The sequence below is a fragment of the Bacillus cereus ATCC 14579 genome (genome assembly GCF_000007825.1).
Classification (GTDB): Bacteria; Bacillota; Bacilli; order Bacillales; family Bacillaceae_G; genus Bacillus_A; species Bacillus_A cereus.
This window is the reverse complement of record NC_004722.1, coordinates 5,001,900-5,020,839: the sequence shown is the minus strand read 5'-3', so window position 1 is coordinate 5,020,839 and position 18,940 is coordinate 5,001,900. Positions and strand designations below refer to the sequence as shown.

Genomic DNA, 18,940 nt, shown 5'->3' with positions numbered 1-18,940 from the left:
AGTCAAATTGGAATTAGTTATCGACAAAATTAAGAAAGAATTTAATGGAAATCAAATTTTACAGGGTATCAACTTAGTTTTAGAAAGCAAAAAGTGCCATCTGTTGTTAGGGAAAAATGGTTCTGGAAAAACAACATTAGTTAGAATTATTGATGGGGAATTAAAACAGGATTCTGGTACAATGCATCTTTCAGATAAACAAACATTATTATTGGAAGTTGCTGTCCAATATCAAGATTTTAATATTTTTCCTAATATAAGAATCAAAGAATTAATAGAGTTTTTTAAAAAAATTACCAAAGATTATTACTTCGATTGGGAGTTATATGAATTGTTGGAAATAGAAAAAATAGGTAGTAATTTTGTTAAAAGTGCTTCCGGCGGAGAGAAAAAGTCAGTAGCTATCTTTCTAGCAGTACTGTTAAATAAACCTGTAATCATACTTGATGAACCGTTTGCTGATTTAGATTTGGAGAAGAAAAAAAATCTAAATCAATTTCTAATTAAATATGTGAAAGAAAATGATAAAGTACTATTGGTTATTAGCCACGAGGTTAATGAATATAAAAGCTTGTTCAATACGGTTTCTATAATGGATAAAGGAATCATTCTTGAATCCGATACAATAGAAAATCTCCAAAATAAATATTCGGACACTTCAATTCTAGATATTGAGAATATCTTCTATAAGGTTACAGGGAAAAGGTTGGTGGAAAGCCGATGATTTTACAAGTTACAAAAATCTATCTTCTTGAAACTTTTAGAAACGTGGGTGTTTTATTTGGGAATCTACTACCAACATTTATTTTTTTAGGTATATCCTTTATGTTAACAAAACAGAGTTCTATAGATACTGAAACGTTGGACTATATGATTAAGGGACAGTTCATTTCCTTTTCTGTGTTAATGGCTATATTTTCACTTGCATTCTCTGGTGCAACGATATATTTATCGGATAAAAGATCTGAAAAAGTATTTGAATGGTTAAATAAAACTGATTTAACATTTATTAAATATTTCATTGGCCTTGGCTTAGGTGTATTTGTGATTTTAAATATTTTCCTAACTATTACATTGTATTTATACAGTGTCATTATTCCTATTGAGGCTATTGAATTAGTGAAAATTAGTATTATTTCTAATTTCACGTTATTGTGCCTGTATCCATTGAGTTATATCGTTTCATCAGTATTTCGCAACGGGAAGACAGCAAATAGTATGTTAATACCAATTATGCTGATTTTGATGTTCTCAGTAACCATGACAAATCTATTTGTATCAATTGCTGGAAATGACCCTCAGGATTACTACAAGTATTTAGTGTGGAATCCAATGCTCTTTTTAAATGATACCATACAGTACAACTTAGGATTAAGTAATGAACCTTGGTTACCTATGTATCAATACCTTGCTATTTTATTGGGATTATTTGTATTGTTGTACTTTTTTGCAAAAAGGCTATTTAAAATCTAATAAACTACTTGAAAGGAGGTGAAATCAGTGAGTAAGTTGAGCGATTCAAAACCAACAGATTCTGCTATTTATTTAGAGGAACAAGTTGAACTAAATGAAGTTGCTGCATCATTGGGGTCTGTCAGTACTTTTTCTAGTGGGTCTTGCCCGGGATCTACAGTAAATACTGTTTCTACAGCTTCTTGTCAAGGTTAGTTTGTAGAAAGATAGTTTAAAAGATTAATAAAAGGAATGGAGGAAGTTGCAATGGAAGAATTAAATGAGAACATATATATTGAAGAACAAGATGATCAATTAAATGAAGTGGCTGGTACTTGGGGTTCTGCAAGTTGTTTCGGTTCTTTTTCAACATTTGGAGGATGTGCTGCAAGTGCAAGTTCAACTGCAACAGCATCTTCAGCAGGTTAAGGATAATAAAGGGAGTGTAGAGAATGAATAAAGATTTAGTTAAATCTGTTGATAATAATACGCAAGCACTTTATATTGAGGAACAAGTTGATGCAACTGAATTTGCAGGTTTTACAACAGCCGGTAGCGTAGCTACAACATCTACTTTATCTTCAGCTGGTTCATGTGGTGGAAGTTTTGCTACAGGTTCAAGCTTTTCCAGTGCAGGTTAAGTAATAAAGCTACATAAAACTATATAAAACTGCCTTTTTATCCGTTTAGGATTAATCGGCAGTTTTTTTGTTATCACTGGGAGAGTTTACTTTAATAAACCCTACGAACAGTATTACAGAAACTAAAAAATATATTAGTTTGTTATACAATGCAATACGTAACTTGGTTCTGGTGCAAAAACTTTAAGGTACTTGCAATGAATCTCTAAATCTTGGACATACTGATACTAGTACTCTAAAAAGAGCGTGATCAGTATGGAAAAGAAAAATTTGTTCAAGTGGAAACATATCAACCTGACATTATTTTATTAACAGTGAGATGGTACCTACGGTACAACCTGAGTTTTCGTGATTTAGTCGAAATGATGGAACGGAATTAGATGAAAAGGTAAGACCTTGTGATTCCTGGAGAGTCGGTGAAACGTATATCAAAGTAAAAGGTCAATGGATGTATCTATATCGTGCAGTGGACTCCGAAGGAAAAACCATTGATTTTTATCTTAGCAAAAATAGGAATACCCAATCAGCCAAGTGCTTTTCAAAAAAGCCTTGGCTTCTTCGCATGTGTCCTCCTCCGCGTGACCAAAGTCGCTAAGAATCCAGTGTATCCTATAGCGATTCAAGAATTAAAAGAAGAAAAAAGCATGCCTTTTGGCAAGCAAATAAGACAACACAAGTACCTAAATAATATCATTGAGCAAGACCATCGCTTTATAAAGAAGCGAGTTCGTTCTATGCTAGGGTTGAAATCGTTTCAAACTGCCAAAAAGATATTGAGTGGCATAGAAGTGATGCATATGCTTCAAAAAAAGCAAGTTTTCTTATGGGAGAGGTCTGTCCAAAATCAGAAATAATTTATATATAAATTATTTGGGCTTACAGCATAAGATAGGATCTCGAAAGAAATCTATTTGTTTTTTTTAGCTAATGAACAAATTATTTTTAGTGAGGTTGGAGTTAAAAGAGCTAAGACTAACAATGGATGGTTATGAAAATCAATTAAAACCACAAAGTATAGAACAGTATAATTATTTTTCGAGGGAAGTAGGAAGAATAGAAAATGGCATTAAAGGGCTAGAGAAAGATAAAGAAGTTCTAAAAAAATACGAAAATCTTATATTAGAGAAAGATAAAATAGTTTCTAAAATTAAAGCTCTACAAAAGCAGATTAAGGACGCCAAAGCTAATGAAGATCTGGATAATAAAAAACTTGAAACTTTCGAAGAAGAATTTAAAACTATTCTATTTAAGCTAGATTTTTTAAAAGATGGTTTTGACAATAATAAAATTGATAATCTAGATAAATCAATTATAGAAAAGGGAAAAAAGAATATCCCTATTATAAATAGGATATATGAACAAATCAAAATAGATAGAGAAGATTACTATCCCAAAATTGATGGGGTAAATCTATATAATATTACTTCAAGTAGTGGATTGATTAGGATAATATTGTCTTATTATTTAGCGTTGCTAAAAACAAGTATATTGTATAAAGATTCAACGAATCATCCGTTTATTTTAATGTTTGATGAACCAAGGCAACAAAATTTAGACTTTGATACTTTTAATCACTTTATTGAAGAATTGTATCAAATACAAGTAGAATATCCTAAATGCTTTCAAGTAATTTTAGCTTCTCCGGTAAAAGGGAATATTAAAGCACAAGATTTACGATTGGCTTTAAATAAAGTAAATAATAAGCTAATTAAGGAAATTATAGAATAGCAAAATGGAATTGAGGTAATTTGGGTTGTGAGTATTTTGAGCTGCAATTGTCGAGGACAATTACAGTGGATTTGTTAGAGTAACAAGGATCATCTGTTTATAAGAGTTAATTTTTCTATTTTTAGAGATAGATCTAAAAAGAATATCTGATAAATTAAAAGTAGATAAGGGTTTATTAAATTGCACTTATTGAGAGCATACTTTGATAGAAGTTTATCAGAGTGTGTTCTTTTTAGTTTTTTATATGAAAATTCGTATTAAAAGACTAGTTATTGTTAAAGATAGATTTTAACTTAAATACGGGAGGAATTTTTTTATGTTTGATGACATATATGAAAATTTCGTGAGGAGTAGCTTATATAATACAAAACCTATTGGAGTAGGTACATCATATGTTGAATCCTTTAGCGGATATATTTCACGTTTGGCCACTCAACATTCAATAAGTACGGGTGATTTGATAGCGAAAATAATAACACCCATGCTGAATAAACTGTATCTAGTTAATCAGGCTACAAAAGGCGGAGAAGGTATTTATAAATCTTCAAATGGATTGAATGGTGTAAGTAATCTTGCGCAGGATTTTATAACTACTCTTGAAAAATTAACATGTAGAAAGGATTTAAAGGTCACAACATTATTGAATTGGTCACATGTTTTACCTGTCAGAGGATTGTTAAAAAAACAAAGAGCTTGGTGCCCTTCTTGTTATGAGGAGGATCTTTCAAATCAAGGGACAACATATGAACGCTTGATTTGGAATTTTGAATTGGTGAATTTTTGTACCAAACACAATTGTTATTTATCATCTAGATGTCCTTTTTGTAATAAAACCAATTCAATTTTAACGAGGAAGTCTATACCTGGTTATTGTTCTATTTGTGAGAAATGGTTAGGATTGGTAAAAAAAGATTATGATCTTCTGCCAGTAGATGAAAATTATGTTTTTGTCGGCATAATAGAAGAACTTGTATCTCAGAGTAATATTTATAGAGCAGAAAAAGATAATCTTCATATGAATAATGCAATTATTCACTATATTAACGAATGTTTTGAAGGTGAAGGCTCTAGAATGGCAACGGAATTAAATATCCCTTTGTCAACATTAATCACATGGCGTAGTGGTAAGAGTTTACCGGAGATAAAATCTTTATTAAGGATTTGTGCATTTTTAGGTATAAATATTACTGAATTTTTAAATAACGAAAGAGTGGATTATAAAGCTAGATCAATGAAGAATTCAGGAATAAAAATAAATGATAACAAAGAAAGGAAAAGACACAATCATTAGGAAATTAAGGAATACTTAAATTTTATAATAAAGAACAATTTTCCGTTATCAATAAGTAAGATAGCAGCGAATCTTGGATGTGATCGCAAACTACTTTCTCAAAGGTATCCAAAAGAATGTAATAAAATTAAGGATAATTACAATAAGCATTTAGAGGATATGAAAAAGAAACGAGATATAGAAAAATTTAAAAAGGTTGAAGAAGCTTTCTACCTAATAACTAGAAAAGGTGAGTATCCAAGTAGGAGGGAAATGGAAAAAATTCTTGGTGAAGGGGTACTTCGAGAGAAAATATTACAACAGAAATGGAAGTCATTAAAAGAAAAGGAACGCATTGAATTGTGTTAGATATTAAACTTAATTATTAATTTGTTAGAAGAGCTGATGTTTGAAATATAAAGATTTAATAACACGTCTGATAGATAAGGGCTGAAATGGGCGGGAAGTTATTTGATGAAATGCCTATAGGGGATACATGGATATATATTTCAAGGCGGTGACGAATGAATTGATTAAGGATATTGAGGCTTTTTTAAAATTAAGAGGATTGGAAGATAAAGCAATAACCTATATAAAAAGAATTCGCAGTTCAGAACCAGCCCGGCGTGTAAGAAGTAACGGAAAAAATGTTATAGGTACATACCCTAGTAAAAAAAATGGGTTTATCTATTCAGTTTGAAAGTAAAACCCTAGAGCTACCAGCAATTTTTGAAAAAGAGCATAGTAGAAGTGTTCTTGAGTATTATGATCAGCCTCCTTCTTTTAAGATATCTTATAGAATTAAAGAGAAAAATAGAGCACACTTTTATACTGCTGATTTCTTTGTAATTAGTGATGATTGGATAGGATGGGAAGAATGGAAAACAGAAGATGACATAATCAAGTTGTCTATTGAGTATCCTGAAAGATATCAATTAGATGAAAATGGAATATGGAGATGTCCTCCTGCTGAAAAACATGCTGAGAATTATGGACTTTCTTTTAGAGTGAAAATTTCAAAGGACTTAAATATGAATTACGTTCGAAATATTAAGTTTCTAGAGGATTATTTATTGAAGGGAAATTTAAGCGTTGATAAAGAAGATAAGGAGCATATATGTAATTTGATTAGTGAGAATCCTGGGATTACGATTAGAGAATTACTAGAGAAAAGTGTTAATTTGCAGGTGGATAATTTATATATTTCATTTATATTAGGTAATTTTTATATGGATATAGAAAATGAATCTATACCGGAATTTTCTGCAAGATTATATATAAGCCAAGAGTATAAAAAAGCTTTAAGCAATATTATTTTATCCACATCGACACCTAGTTCTAAAATAAATGTATTTTTCAAGATTAATTCGGGTGAAAAAGTTATCTGGGATGGTGTCACTTGGATTATTTTAAATGTGGGTAATACCTCAATAATTTTAATAAATGATGAGAAGGAAACGATAGATGTACCAGTAGCTACATTTGAATATTTATTAAAAGAGGGGAAAATTAAGGGGATATCAAAGAAGGATTGCAATGATGAAGAATTAGAAATTATTAAAAAAGCGAGTCCATTAGAACTTGTAAAAGCTAATGAAAAATTTGTTCTTCTTCAGCCGTATCTTAATGGTGAGGGGTATAAAGGAAATGAACCTGTAACAGAAAGAACTATACAGAATTGGATGAGGAAATACAGAGAAGCAGAGAAAAAATATGGATACGGTTACGTTGGCTTATTATCTCAAGAGTATAAAAAGGGTAATAGAAATAAAAGAATTAGCGATGGTGTACAATTATTAATGGAAACCCATATCAGGGAGAAGTATGAAAATATAAAGCAAGCTAATATGAAAAAGGTTTACTTGCAGTTTTGTCAAGCATGTATAGATGATGGTTATGATCCGCCAAGTTATTATACTTTTACAAAGAATGTGAAAAAAACGCCGTGTTATGATCGAGTTAAGAAGAGAAAAGGTCCTAAAGCAGCTTATGCCATTGGTGAGTTTATTTATGAATTAAGATCAGAGACTCCAAGACATGGAGATAGAATCTTTGAAATCTGTCATTTAGATCATACTGAACTAGATATAGAATTAAGATGCTCAGTAACAGGTAAAAACCTTGGACGACCTTGGGCAACATTTTTAGTAGATGCATTTTCTAGACGATTATTAGCAATATATATTTCATATGATCCGCCTAGCTACCGTAGTTGTATGATGGTTTTAAGAGAGTGTGTTAAGAGATATTCTAGGTTTCCAAGTGCTATCGTTGTGGATGGTGGTAAAGAATTTGAAAGTGTATATTTTGAAACGCTTCTTACTAGAAATCGTTGTGTGAAATTTAGAAGACCCGGGGCAAAAGCGAGATTTGGAAATGTTGTCGAAAGGTTATTTGGAACAACGAATGAAATGTTTATTAACAATTTGACAGGAAATACACAAATTATGAAAAATGTGAGACAAGTTGTTAAAGAAATAAATCCTAAAAACAATTCAATTTGGATTCTAGAAGATTTTGTGAGGCTATTGAATAAGTGGGCATATGAGATTTATGATCAGACCGAGCATACAGGATTAGGTATATCTCCACATGATATGTATGAGCACAGTATTAAAACTAGTGGTGCAAGAGAAGTGACAAGAGTAATATATGATGAAACTTTTAAAATCTTAACTTTACCGACAACAAAAAAAGGTGAGGCTAAGGTAATGCCAGGTTACGGTGTAAAGATAAATAGAATTTATTATTGGGCTTCTGTTTTTAGAAATGGATTAATCGAGAATAGGCAAGTTTTTGTTAGATACGACCCATTTAACATGGGTATTGCTTATGCATTTATTAATAATAAGTGGGTCGAGTTGCAGTCAGAAAAATTTAATCTTTTCAAAAATCGTTCGGAAAAAGAAGTTAATATTGCTTTTGAAGAATTAAAAAGAAGAGCAATGTTAAGTGAAAAGAAACAAAGCGTGACTATTAAGATGTTATCAGATTTTTTAAATTCAATTGAGAGCGAAGAATTACTGTTAGCACAACGGCTTAAAGATAGAGCAATGAGAAACCTTTACGTTGTAGAAGGTGGAAAAGTTAATTTAGAGGAATTTGAACACAAACCAAAAATAGGAGAGATGACTGAAAAGGAGAATATTAGGCTAATTGTAAATAATCAAGGGGAAGAGTCTTGTCAGAGATATAAGAATGACATTGATACTTTAAAAATTGAATTCGAATCGTATGAAGGGTTGTGACTTAATGAGTAGAGAATTTTCATCGGATTTACTTGGAAAATCATCAATTGAGCGTATTAATTATTTTAACGATTTTACAGTTGCACATCCATTCTTTATGGTAGCGTATAAAACTTTACTCAAAAGAATAATAAACCCTTCAACTAAAAGTATTTTTTTGGTTTATGGTCCAAGTGGTGTAGGAAAGTCTACTTTGATTAGAAAAGTAGCCGAGAAAATTATTAATGATTTAATGGAGAAGATAAAAAATAACCCAGGATTTATTCCAATAACAGGAATAGAAGCAAGAGCACCGGATAAGGGTTATTATGATTGGAGAGATCATTATATTAGATGTTTACTGGCTTTGAAAGAGCCTTTGGTTAATCATAAAAAAGATGTAGACTTCTCTATGGAAGTTAATAAAAAGGATGTAAACCGTAATTTAAGGAGTTCACTAGAAAATGCACTTAAGTATAGAAAAACTCTTGCTTTCTTTATAGATGAAGCTCAACATATTACATTTAATTCATCAGCAAAATCCTCAAATAATCAAATGAATATGATAAAATCTTTGGCTTCTACAACGAGTACTCCACATGTTTTATTTGGAACATATGAGATTTTAGATTTCCGGGATTCACAGGGACAATTATCAAGACGTGGATTAGATATACATTTTAGAAGATATGATATTAGGAAACGAGAAGAAAAAGAGATGTTTATTAAAACCCTTTGGAATTTGCAAAAACATATTCCAATATCAATAGAACCTAACTTAAAGGAGCATTGGGAGTACTTTTATCAAGTTAGTGTAGGGTGTATAGGTATCTTAAAAGATCTAATTTCAACAACGCTAGAGTATAAATTACTTGAGAATCCTCATATGGAGGAATTAAAAATTGATGATTTTAAAGAGTTTGCATTGTCTCCGAATCAAGCTTATAAGTTAGCTGATGAGGCAATTAATGGAGAGGCGAGTGTGAAATTTACAAATAGGAGTGGGGACGATGTGATGAGGTTATTACTTGGGGAAAAAGAAGAAGTGATTAATAATAATCCAGAGATTGAGAGGAAAGAAAGGCGAAGGGGAAAAGAAAAAGTGGGAGAGCGAAAACCGAAAAGGGATATTGTTGGAAGATAAATTAAGTTATGGAGGACATATTAATAAAACATGAATATTTTAAAAATAGAAGCGCCTTCTATAACCTTAATCCCATAGGTGTAGGGGCAGGTGAAGTTGAGAGTTTAACTAGTTTTATTACACGTTTATGTAAGGTGCATAGAATTAGTGTAAATTCTCTTTTTTTGTATTTTTATAAACAAGGTTTAGTAAGTAAGTTAATCCCTTTCTCTGGAAATACTTCACATCGTATTAATAGGGTGCATGGCTCATTTAATTCAAAAATAACATATGCATTAAATCAATTAACCAAACAAAATGTTGATTCCCTTTCACTATTCCTTGCTTCTAGAGATATATATGGTAAAAATGTAAAAACACATAAGGCTTGATGTCCTATGTGTTTTCGGGATGATCAAGTTAGTTTAACAGGAGCATATGATAGATTATTATGGAATTTAAGTTTTGTGAGAGTTTGTCATATACATAAATGTATTTTAGAAACTAGATGCCCAGAATGTCATAGGGAAAATCCCGTATTATCGCCGAAACTTAGGATAGATTACTGTCATCATTGTAACTTTAAACTAAGTGATATGATGCCAATCAGTGTTGAAACTCTTTTGGGAGATGAAATATATGCTCAAGAAAGTATAGTTGAACAAATGTTGTTATTATTATCCCTAAATAAAATAGAAAGGAATTTTATTGATTGCTTTCATAAAGGTCATTTAAAGATTAATGAATTAAGTGAAAAGAATGTCGAAGTTATTAAAGAAATCTTTGGGATTGAACGAAGGAGAATTATGAAAAAATGTCTTGAAGAGAGGGGGATTTATCGTTTTTTTAAGGATACAGGAGAGGATCCTGGTCTAAAAGATATGTGGTTTTTTTCTAGGGAATTATACCAATTTCGACGAAGTAATAGACTACTATATGAAAAATTGTTTAACAAGCGGATGTATCATATATACTGAGAAGACTCAGGGAAGATAAACATGTATTAGTATCTAGGTATGTTGAATCAATAAGGGAATATTGTCTATTTTTAATAAATCATATAGTTTCATCAAGAATATAAATCATCCATAAACGTTCATAAAGTATTAATTTCTAAAACATGCTCTTGAAAATATTGAAATGTAGAGACTTGTATTGAAGTGTTTAAAGGTTGAATTAAGTTGAAAACCTTAATCTATGAGGGCTGGAAAGCATATGATTGATTATTATTATAGTTATAGTTGAAGTCACATGTATGATATGAACCATAACTTTGCCAGGTTGGCAAGGTTATGGTTCTTTTTGTTTGTGGTTTTATAGAATGCTGAAGTTGATGGGACGATATCCCTGAAATAGAAAATGAAGAAATGGTTATTGACGATAAGCAGGTAGATAATATAGCTGCTAGTAAACGCCCAATTGTTGAGTTCTTATTATTTTTTCACTTTATTCGAATCTTCATATGTTTTGTGTTTTTATCCATACCTATTGTAAGATTATATAGAGTTCTCCTAATAAACTGTTTTAATGGATTATTTAGGGGTTTTAAATTTATAAATCTTAAATTATTTTTTCGGGATAATTTTTTTATCTAAATAATTTATATTGAAGTAGAGGTGAACCATCGGTGAAGCAGGTGTTGGTGATTAAAAATGAACGGTCTTCAGCAAAGAAAATCGTAAGCGGTTTAACGCAAGAAGGTTACTTCATTTTAAAACTTCACAATGAAAACGAAGGTTTAAATATAATATATGAACAAGATTGGGATATTATCATATTGGATTGGGATTCATTAAGTATATCTGGACCAGAAATTTGCAGACAAATACGACTTGTTAAAACGACACCGATCATTATTGTGACTGACAATATTTCTAGTAAGGATTGCGTAGCAGGGTTACAAGCAGGAGCAGATGATTATATAAGAAAACCATTTGCGAAAGAAGAATTAGTAGCAAGAGTTCAAGCAATTTTAAGGAGAAGTGATTGTAACCAGCAAAAGGAGATAAACTTTTTTCAGTTTAAAGATCTCTTTGTTGATGCATCTAGCAATATTGTGAAAAAAGGTGGCAAAAACCTCTCGCTTACTAAGCGGGAGTACGATTTACTTGTATTTTTAATCAAGAATAAAAACACAATATTGAGCCGTGAAATGCTTTTGAATCAAGTATGGGGATATAATATAGTAGTAAATCCAAATGTAGTAGACTTATATATTGGGTATGTAAGAAAAAAGTTAAAGTGCGAGAAGAAAGAGAGATATATTCAAACGATACACGGCAGAGGCTATTCAATGATTGAATGATAAAATAAGGTAATAGAAAAAGAGTAAAACTATTTCATTCAGTTTTACTCGTTTTTTTGTTAAATGTGATAATCAAATAGTTTCTGAGAAATATTAATAGATGAAAACTGTAAAAAGAATATTTCTATCAGGCAATGGATTATGAAAACATTAGCTATTAATGAGCATCTTTTGGGTAGTGTGGAGGGGACGAGTTGAGACCAGATCTACTGAAAGTTTCTACTCGAAAAAAATCGACACGCTCTGAAGAATAAAGGTTAATCAATACACCCGACTTCACATATTACTTTCTATGCCTGATTTTATGAATTCACACCATTCACAAGATTTTCACAGAATTAATGACTATACTAATTAACAGGATGTTCAAATGAAAATGATTATCAATAGCGATTCAATTGAATAAAAGTTACCTTCTAATTCAATCTATGGATGTCATCATTTTCGAAATAAATCAAACTATAAGGAGTATACATATGAAAAAATCTATGCTTTTAAAATTAGTGAGTATTCTAGCAGTTTTCACTTTAATGTTAGTAGCTTGCTCAGATTCAAGTAAAGAAACTTCGAAGGCTAATAATAAAGATAATGGTAGTGATAAGCCAAAAACGGTTGAAATCACTGATGCTCATGGAACTGTTAAAGTCCCTGTAAACCCAAAGAATGTAGTTGCTTTGGATAACAGAACGTTTGAAACTTTATCTGATTGGGGAATTAAATTAGCGGCTGCTCCAAAGGATATCATGCCTGCTGATTCAGCATATAAAAAGGATGAAAAAGTTCAAAATATTGGGAATCACCGTGAACCAAATCTAGAAATTATTGCAGCGGCAAATCCTGAACTTGTAATTGTTGGTCAAAGATTTGCTGACCATTACGAAGAAATCAAAAAATTAGTACCAAATGCAGCAGTTATTGATCTTAATTTTGATGTTTCTGAGAAAGCTACTAAGCCTGGCGAAAACTTAGTAAAAGGACTTAAAGATTCTACAGTTACTTTAGGAAAAATCTTTAATAAAGATAAAGAAGCTAAACAATTAGTAGCTGATTTTGATAAATCTATTGAAAAAGCAAAATCTGCTTATAACGGAAAAGATAAAGTTATGAGTGTTATCGTTACTGGTGGTAATATTGGTTTTGCTGCGCCACATTCTGGTCGTGTTTGGGGACCAATGTATGAAATTTTCGGTTGGACTCCAGCGTTAGAAGTTTCAAATTCTACTGCAGGTCATAAAGGTGATGACGTTTCTGTTGAAGCTATTGCACAAACAAATCCTGATTGGATTTTCGTATTAGATCGTGATGCTGCAACATCTGATGCAGCTAAGTCAACACCTGCTAAGGATGTTATTTCTAAATCACCTGCTCTTCAAAACACAACTGCTGTTTCTAAAAAACAAGTTATTTATGCACCAGAAGATACTTACACGAATGAATCAATTCAAACTTATATAGAGTTATTTGGAAATATGGCAAAAACTTTAGCTAAGTAGTGTAAAGGGGTACGAAACAGTGTCAAAAAATATGATTTCTAGGGTTGAGAATATTTCTCAACCCCAGTTTTATAATCAAAATAAAATATGGACAAAACCTTTTATAATAGCAGTTATAGTTGTTATAATTTTAGGGATTATATCACTGTTTACTGGAGTTTATGATATACGTGGACAAGAGGACGGGACAGAGATGTTTTTCATAACTCGTGTTCCGAGAACAGCTGCATTAATGCTTACTGGAGCTGCGATGGCGATGGCAGGGCTCGTCATGCAACTCATTACACAGAATCGCTTTGTTGAACCTACTACAACGGGGACTATTGAATGGTCAGGCTTAGGCCTGCTTTTTGTGTATTTATTATTTCCTGCCCCGACTTTAGTTCAAAGAATGACTGGTGCAATCATTTTTTCTTTTATAGGAACTATGATTTTCTTTCTATTTTTAAGAAGAGTTAAGCTTCGTTCGTCTTTAATTGTTCCGATTATTGGATTGATGCTTGGAGCAGTAATTTCTGCAGTGTCTACTTTTTTAGGACTCCTTTTTCAAAAGACGCAAAGTATTGAAACTTGGTTTGTAGGTTCATTTGCTAACATTCAGGTGGGAAGATATGAATATTTATGGCTGATTGTTATCATTACTTTTCTTATTTTTATGTATGCTAATAGATTGACTTTAGCTGGACTAGGAGAAGATGTCGCAACAAGTCTTGGAGTTAATTACAATAGAATTGTTCTTTTTGGGACTGCTCTTATCTCTGTTGCAGTTGGAATTGTTGCAGCTGTTATTGGACACTTACCTTTCTTAGGATTAATTGTGCCAAATATCGTTTCAATGTTTAGAGGTGATGATCTTAGGAGTAATTTACCTTGGGTTTGTGTGATCGGAATGGGATCAATAACTGCCTGTGACATCATTTCTCGAACAATTATACAGCCTTTTGAATTACCTGTTTCTTTAATACTTGCAACAGTGGGAGCAGTCGTGTTTATTACTATTTTATTGAGCCAAAGAAAACCAAGGAGGCTACGATGATCACATTAGAATATAGAAAAAAAGAAAATGTCGAAATCGATTCTAGCCTTCATAATGAAAGTAGATCAGCTAGCGCTTTTCGGTCTAAGAAGGAAGCAAGACGTTATTGGATTTTACTGATAACATTGATTGCTTTAGGTCTTCTTTCTTCATATGGACTTTTAGTTTATAACAATCCAGTTCCGATAGATTCACCTTCTTTTATCCCAGTCGTTAAGAGAAGGATAGTAGCTATTGTTGCAATGATTATTGCTGCGGTTTGCCATAGCTTGTCGACAGTTGCTTTCCAATCTATTACGAATAATAAAATTATTACTCCATCGCTTTTAGGTTTCGAATCACTTTATTCAGCAATTCAAACGAGTACAGTATTCTTCTTTGGTGCTAGTGCGTTAATAAATTTTAATGGAATTGGATCATTTTTATTCCAAGTTGTTGTTATGGTCTTCATGAGTTTGATACTTTATGGATGGTTACTTTCCGGTAAATACGGGAATTTACAACTTATGCTTTTAGTTGGAATTATTATTGGTACCGGGCTAAATTCAGTGTCAACTTTCATGAGAAAACTACTTGCGCCTTCAGAATTTGATATTTTACAAGCAAGATTATTTGGTTCTGTTAATCATGCAGATCCTGCATATTTTCCTATTGTAATTCCTATGATCATAATTGTAGCAGTATTAATTTTTGCTCATTCTAAGAATTTGAATGTTTTGTCACTAGGAAAGGATGTTGCTACTTCTTTTGGAGTTAAATACCAACCTAGTGTAATTTATACGCTTGTATTAGTAGCTATTTTAATGTCCATTTCAACAGCTCTAATTGGGCCACTTACTTTCTACGGCTTTTTAGTGGCAACTTTGAGTTATCAGGCAGCGTCAACTTATGATCATAGATATATTTTTCCGATGGCTTTTGCTATAGGATTTTTAATAATGACGAGCGCATACTTTTTAATGTATCATGTATTCCATGCTCAAGGTGTAGTTTCAGTTATTATTGAATTATTTGGTGGAATCATATTCTTAACTATAGTTTTAAGGAAGAGGGCTTTATGATAAAAATTGATAATGTTAAAAAGTTCTATACTGATAAGGTAAAAATAGGACCTTTGGATATTGAAATACCAAAAGCAGGCTTTACTTCTTTAATTGGACCAAATGGTGCTGGAAAGTCAACGACACTTTTGATGATTGGCAGACTTTTAGATATGGATGAAGGCCAAATTCAGGTAGCAAATATGGATGTTTCTGAATCCAAATCAAAAGACTTAGCAAAAGTTTTGACTATATTGCGACAAGAAAATCATTTTGTAACTAGGCTTACAGTTAGACAATTAGTTGGATTTGGGCGCTTTCCTTATTCAAAGGGAAGGTTGACTAAAGAAGATGAGGTTATCATTTCTAAATATATCGATTTCTTAGATTTAACTAGTTTAGAGAATAGATATTTAGATGAGCTTTCTGGTGGTCAAAGACAAAGGGCATATGTAGCGATGGTACTGTGCCAAGAGACGGAATATGTACTTTTGGACGAACCTTTGAACAACCTTGATGTTGCTCGTTCTGTTCAAATGATGGAGCATTTAAGACGTGCAGCTAATGAATTTGGAAGAACAATTTTGACGGTTATGCATGACATAAATTTTGCAGCTAAATACTCGGATAAAATTTGTGCTATGAAAGATGGACAAATTGCTGCTTTTGGAACAGTAGAAGAGGTTATGGACTCAACACTTTTGACAGATATTTTTGAAACAAAAATAGAAATTATTAATGGTCCTTATGGGCCAATAGCAGTTTATTAGTTATAAAATGTCTTGCGTAGATTATGCAAGACACTCTAGTTGAAGTTGCTGTCTGTGTTTTATAGGCAGCAGCTTTTTTTATGTGATTACTCATAAAATGCAAAAGAATGCTTCACCTTTTCAAGTATGTACCAAGTGGAAAAAATATCTCTGTATAATTTTTCAAAAGAATTCAGCTTGTTTTTTTATATGTAATATTGCATATCAGAGTGTATTGATAAAAGTGTAAGGGGTCACTATAATGAGGGCATAAAGATAAATCATATTTTCGTAGCAATAAAAAGGAGGAAATAATATGGAAATCGCAATGGCAGTTTTAAAATTTGTAGGTGGCGTAATCCCGTTAATTCAAGAACTTTTAAAAGCATTTATGTAAATTTATTAGTTAGCAATCATTTATCAATCATTATCATATTTTACTAAAAAAAGAACGGGGTGATTTTTCTGAATATTAAGAAAAACACTAAAAGAAGAAAGTTCCTTGCATGTTTATTAGTTAGTCTATGCACTATTAATTATTCATCTATTTCCTTCGCAGAAACACAAGCAAGTAATGCAACTGATGTAACCAAAAATGCTAGTGGCATTGATACTGGTATAGCAAATCTTAAATATAATAATCAAGAGGTTTTAGCTGTAAATGGTGATAAGATAGAGAGTTTTGTTCCGAAAGAAAGTATCAATTCAAATGGTAAATTTGTAGTAGTGGAACGCGAGAAAAAATCACTTACAACGTCACCAGTCGATATTTCAATTATTGATTCTGTAGTGAATCGCACGTATCCAGGAGCTGTACAACTTGCAAATAAAGCTTTTGCAGACAATCAACCGAGTTTATTAGTGGCTAAGAGAAAGCCTTTGAATATTAGTATAGACTTACCGGGCATGAGAAAAGAAAATACAATTACTGTCCAAAATCCGACATATGGTAATGTAGCTGGAGCAGTAGACGATTTAGTATCTACTTGGAATGAAAAGTATTCTACAACACATACGTTGCCTGCAAGAATGCAGTATACGGAATCCATGGTTTATAGTAAATCGCAAATCGCAAGCGCTCTTAATGTTAACGCTAAATATCTTGATAACAGTCTAAACATTGATTTTAATGCGGTTGCAAATGGAGAGAAAAAAGTGATGGTAGCGGCGTATAAGCAAATATTTTATACGGTAAGTGCTGAACTACCTAACAATCCATCCGACCTTTTTGATAATAGCGTTACTTTTGATGAGTTAACTCGAAAAGGCGTAAGTAATTCGGCTCCACCTGTTATGGTTTCAAATGTAGCTTATGGTAGAACGATTTATGTAAAATTAGAAACAACATCTAAGAGCAAAGATGTACAAGCTGCTTTTAAAGCCTTACTTAAGGATAACAGCGTTGAAACAAGTGGACAGTATAAAGATATTTTTGAAGAAAGTACCTTTACTGCTGTAGTATTAGGCGGAGATGCGAAAGAGCATAACAAGGTTGTTACTAAAGATTTCAATGAAATCCGAAATATTATTAAAGATAATGCTGAATTAAGTCTTAAAAATCCAGCATACCCAATTTCATATACAAGTACTTTCTTAAAAGATAATGCAACTGCTGCTGTTCATAACAATACAGATTATATTGAGACGACAACTACAGAATATTCAAGTGCTAAAATGACACTTGATCATTATGGTGCTTACGTTGCTCAATTTGATGTATCTTGGGATGAATTCACATTTGACCAAAAGGGTAACGAAGTACTAACACATAAAACATGGGATGGTAGCGGAAAAGACAAAACGGCTCATTACTCTACAGTTATCCCTCTTCCACCGAACTCAAAAAATATAAAAATTGTAGCAAGAGAATGTACAGGTCTTGCATGGGAATGGTGGAGAACAATTATTAATGAACAAAACGTTCCATTAACAAATGAAATAAAAGTTTCAATTGGAGGAACAACATTATATCCAACAGCTAGTATTAGTCATTAAGTATAAAAAAAGCGCCCTATAAGTAGGGCGCTTTTTTACTTAGTCACAAATTTTATTCCTCTATTTGCCGGGCAGCCCGATTGATGAGGGCTGATTAATAATGTAATTCCTAATATAGTTAATCGGCGTTGATTTACTTCTTCACGTAAAATGGATTGAAATGAAATTCCTATTACTTGGACAAGTGTTGCTAAAAGTGTGGCAATTGGAGGAATAAAACTTTATGTTCCTTTGTTTTGGGCCAACTTAAGAAACTTTTGTAAAATGATAGGATTACAAAAATGTAATGTGGGTGTAAGGAAACTGGATTGTACCATCTTTATGGTTAAAGCATACTTAAGGTAAGGAAGATTTATATTTTAACGGGTATAAATCTTACAAGTAGAATAGAAAGGTTAGGTATTATCATATGAAATGGATCATGAGAATTTTTGTGTTATTAGCTATAGTAGGAGGTGCTTTCTACTATATGAAGTCAGGGAATGGATACTATTTGACTAAACAATATTATGTAAAAGTAACGACTGATTCTAAAGTAGAAAACGAAAAATTGAGTAATGGAGAAGTTCTTACGTATCATGTTTACGATGAGAAGGTGTACGATAAAAAAGGGGAAGAAAGAGAACTGAAAATTTCCTTGCAAAATGAATTGGAAAAAAATCAATATTATTTGATTGATTGGGAAGATCGCCGTGGGATTGTTTCTAAAATAGCTAAAGTGAATCAAGCAAAAATAGATAAAGGTATTTTAGATAAGTTGAACGCAAATTCATAATATTTCAGGATAAGTTAATCAAAAGCTGTGTTAGCGTAAGATTTATAAGAAAAAGGTATTATAGCAAAAATAAAAGAGATTATTATAAAACAAAAAAGACCGAACC

At 31.9% G+C, this 18,940-nt stretch carries 19 protein-coding genes and 1 pseudogene; all 20 read left to right on the top strand.

Going from position 1 to position 18,940, the window contains the following annotated elements; all coding sequences use genetic code 11:
- Positions 1 to 7: 7 nt before the first annotated feature.
- The 20 genes and pseudogenes from BC_RS25525 to BC_RS25430 all read left to right on the top strand — a co-directional run bounded on the left by BC_RS25525 (position 8) and on the right by BC_RS25430 (position 18,834).
- Positions 8 to 724, top strand: a complete 717-nt coding sequence (locus BC_RS25525; protein WP_000424293.1) for an ATP-binding cassette domain-containing protein — start codon at positions 8 to 10, stop codon at positions 722 to 724.
- Positions 725 to 825: 101 nt separating this feature from the next.
- Positions 826 to 1,473: an ABC transporter permease gene (locus BC_RS25520; RefSeq protein ID WP_227944893.1), complete on the top strand. Its 648-nt coding sequence runs from the start codon at positions 826 to 828 to the stop codon at positions 1,471 to 1,473.
- A gap of 27 nt (positions 1,474 to 1,500) precedes the next feature.
- A complete protein-coding gene (locus BC_RS25515) occupies positions 1,501 to 1,668 on the top strand; it encodes a thiocillin family RiPP (RefSeq protein WP_000040984.1) in 168 nt (55 codons plus the stop codon).
- A gap of 51 nt (positions 1,669 to 1,719) precedes the next feature.
- Entirely contained in the window at positions 1,720 to 1,881 is a 162-nt protein-coding gene (locus tag BC_RS25510; RefSeq protein WP_000391899.1) for a thiocillin family RiPP, read from the top strand.
- Positions 1,882 to 1,904: 23 nt separating this feature from the next.
- Positions 1,905 to 2,093 (top strand): thiocillin family RiPP, encoded by a 189-nt coding sequence (locus BC_RS25505; RefSeq protein WP_001030755.1) that lies wholly within the window; start codon positions 1,905 to 1,907, stop codon positions 2,091 to 2,093.
- Between the two features lie 255 nt (positions 2,094 to 2,348).
- Positions 2,349 to 2,947, top strand: a pseudogene (locus tag BC_RS25500) (IS6 family transposase).
- Between the two features lie 73 nt (positions 2,948 to 3,020).
- Positions 3,021 to 3,821: a hypothetical protein gene (locus tag BC_RS25495; RefSeq protein ID WP_011110471.1), complete on the top strand. Its 801-nt coding sequence runs from the start codon at positions 3,021 to 3,023 to the stop codon at positions 3,819 to 3,821.
- 316 nt (positions 3,822 to 4,137) lie between these two features.
- Entirely contained in the window at positions 4,138 to 5,112 is a 975-nt protein-coding gene (locus BC_RS25490; RefSeq protein WP_000459052.1) for a helix-turn-helix domain-containing protein, read from the top strand.
- Positions 5,113 to 5,271: 159 nt separating this feature from the next.
- The gene (locus BC_RS25485) at positions 5,272 to 5,460 is read left to right on the top strand and encodes a hypothetical protein (protein ID WP_000730191.1); all 189 of its coding nucleotides are present in this window, start codon (positions 5,272 to 5,274) and stop codon (positions 5,458 to 5,460) included.
- A gap of 308 nt (positions 5,461 to 5,768) precedes the next feature.
- Positions 5,769 to 8,339: a TnsA endonuclease N-terminal domain-containing protein gene (locus BC_RS25480; protein ID WP_002195918.1), complete on the top strand. Its 2,571-nt coding sequence runs from the start codon at positions 5,769 to 5,771 to the stop codon at positions 8,337 to 8,339.
- Positions 8,340 to 8,343: 4 nt separating this feature from the next.
- On the top strand, positions 8,344 to 9,462 hold the full coding sequence (locus tag BC_RS25475; RefSeq protein WP_000085739.1) for an ATP-binding protein: 1,119 nt from the start codon (positions 8,344 to 8,346) through the stop codon (positions 9,460 to 9,462).
- Between the two features lie 8 nt (positions 9,463 to 9,470).
- Complete coding sequence (locus tag BC_RS25470) at positions 9,471 to 9,833, top strand: hypothetical protein (RefSeq protein ID WP_000389487.1); 363 nt, start codon at positions 9,471 to 9,473, stop codon at positions 9,831 to 9,833.
- A gap of 6 nt (positions 9,834 to 9,839) precedes the next feature.
- Positions 9,840 to 10,418: a hypothetical protein gene (locus BC_RS25465; protein ID WP_002195920.1), complete on the top strand. Its 579-nt coding sequence runs from the start codon at positions 9,840 to 9,842 to the stop codon at positions 10,416 to 10,418.
- Between the two features lie 650 nt (positions 10,419 to 11,068).
- Complete coding sequence (locus BC_RS25460) at positions 11,069 to 11,746, top strand: response regulator transcription factor (protein WP_000815816.1); 678 nt, start codon at positions 11,069 to 11,071, stop codon at positions 11,744 to 11,746.
- 476 nt (positions 11,747 to 12,222) lie between these two features.
- Positions 12,223 to 13,239, top strand: a complete 1,017-nt coding sequence (locus BC_RS25455; protein WP_000749449.1) for a siderophore ABC transporter substrate-binding protein — start codon at positions 12,223 to 12,225, stop codon at positions 13,237 to 13,239.
- 19 nt (positions 13,240 to 13,258) lie between these two features.
- The gene (locus BC_RS25450; protein ID WP_000042078.1) at positions 13,259 to 14,275 is read left to right on the top strand and encodes an ABC transporter permease; all 1,017 of its coding nucleotides are present in this window, start codon (positions 13,259 to 13,261) and stop codon (positions 14,273 to 14,275) included.
- Positions 14,272 to 15,336, top strand: a complete 1,065-nt coding sequence (locus BC_RS25445; protein WP_000631245.1) for an iron chelate uptake ABC transporter family permease subunit — start codon at positions 14,272 to 14,274, stop codon at positions 15,334 to 15,336. The genes BC_RS25450 and BC_RS25445 overlap by 4 nt, the downstream gene beginning before the upstream one ends.
- Positions 15,333 to 16,085 carry an iron ABC transporter ATP-binding protein gene (locus BC_RS25440; RefSeq protein WP_000590071.1) on the top strand — a complete coding sequence of 251 codons (753 nt, stop codon included), beginning with the start codon at positions 15,333 to 15,335 and terminating at the stop codon, positions 16,083 to 16,085. Before BC_RS25445 ends, BC_RS25440 begins: the two co-directional genes overlap by 4 nt.
- A 435-nt stretch (positions 16,086 to 16,520) precedes the next feature.
- Positions 16,521 to 18,059: an anthrolysin O/cereolysin O family cholesterol-dependent cytolysin Alo gene (alo, locus tag BC_RS25435; RefSeq protein WP_000576723.1), complete on the top strand. Its 1,539-nt coding sequence runs from the start codon at positions 16,521 to 16,523 to the stop codon at positions 18,057 to 18,059.
- Positions 18,060 to 18,468: 409 nt separating this feature from the next.
- Positions 18,469 to 18,834 carry a YxeA family protein gene (locus BC_RS25430; protein WP_002164645.1) on the top strand — a complete coding sequence of 122 codons (366 nt, stop codon included), beginning with the start codon at positions 18,469 to 18,471 and terminating at the stop codon, positions 18,832 to 18,834.
- Positions 18,835 to 18,940: the final 106 nt, after the last annotated feature.

What these genes read in the sequence shown, in the direction of transcription:
- BC_RS25520 (WP_227944893.1), top strand. Translation starts at nt 826, where the DNA reads ATGTTAACAAAACAGAGTTCTATAGATACTGAAACGTTGGACTATATG.
- BC_RS25510 (WP_000391899.1), top strand. Translation starts at nt 1,720, where the DNA reads ATGGAAGAATTAAATGAGAACATATATATTGAAGAACAAGATGATCAA.
- BC_RS25505 (WP_001030755.1), top strand. Translation starts at nt 1,905, where the DNA reads ATGAATAAAGATTTAGTTAAATCTGTTGATAATAATACGCAAGCACTT.
- BC_RS25495 (WP_011110471.1), top strand. Translation starts at nt 3,021, where the DNA reads ATGAACAAATTATTTTTAGTGAGGTTGGAGTTAAAAGAGCTAAGACTA.
- BC_RS25490 (WP_000459052.1), top strand. Translation starts at nt 4,138, where the DNA reads ATGTTTGATGACATATATGAAAATTTCGTGAGGAGTAGCTTATATAAT.
- BC_RS25485 (WP_000730191.1), top strand. Translation starts at nt 5,272, where the DNA reads ATGAAAAAGAAACGAGATATAGAAAAATTTAAAAAGGTTGAAGAAGCT.
- BC_RS25480 (WP_002195918.1), top strand. Translation starts at nt 5,769, where the DNA reads ATGGGTTTATCTATTCAGTTTGAAAGTAAAACCCTAGAGCTACCAGCA.
- BC_RS25475 (WP_000085739.1), top strand. Translation starts at nt 8,344, where the DNA reads ATGAGTAGAGAATTTTCATCGGATTTACTTGGAAAATCATCAATTGAG.
- BC_RS25470 (WP_000389487.1), top strand. Translation starts at nt 9,471, where the DNA reads ATGGAGGACATATTAATAAAACATGAATATTTTAAAAATAGAAGCGCC.
- BC_RS25465 (WP_002195920.1), top strand. Translation starts at nt 9,840, where the DNA reads ATGTGTTTTCGGGATGATCAAGTTAGTTTAACAGGAGCATATGATAGA.
- BC_RS25455 (WP_000749449.1), top strand. Translation starts at nt 12,223, where the DNA reads ATGAAAAAATCTATGCTTTTAAAATTAGTGAGTATTCTAGCAGTTTTC.
- BC_RS25445 (WP_000631245.1), top strand. Translation starts at nt 14,272, where the DNA reads ATGATCACATTAGAATATAGAAAAAAAGAAAATGTCGAAATCGATTCT.
- BC_RS25440 (WP_000590071.1), top strand. Translation starts at nt 15,333, where the DNA reads ATGATAAAAATTGATAATGTTAAAAAGTTCTATACTGATAAGGTAAAA.
- BC_RS25430 (WP_002164645.1), top strand. Translation starts at nt 18,469, where the DNA reads ATGAAATGGATCATGAGAATTTTTGTGTTATTAGCTATAGTAGGAGGT.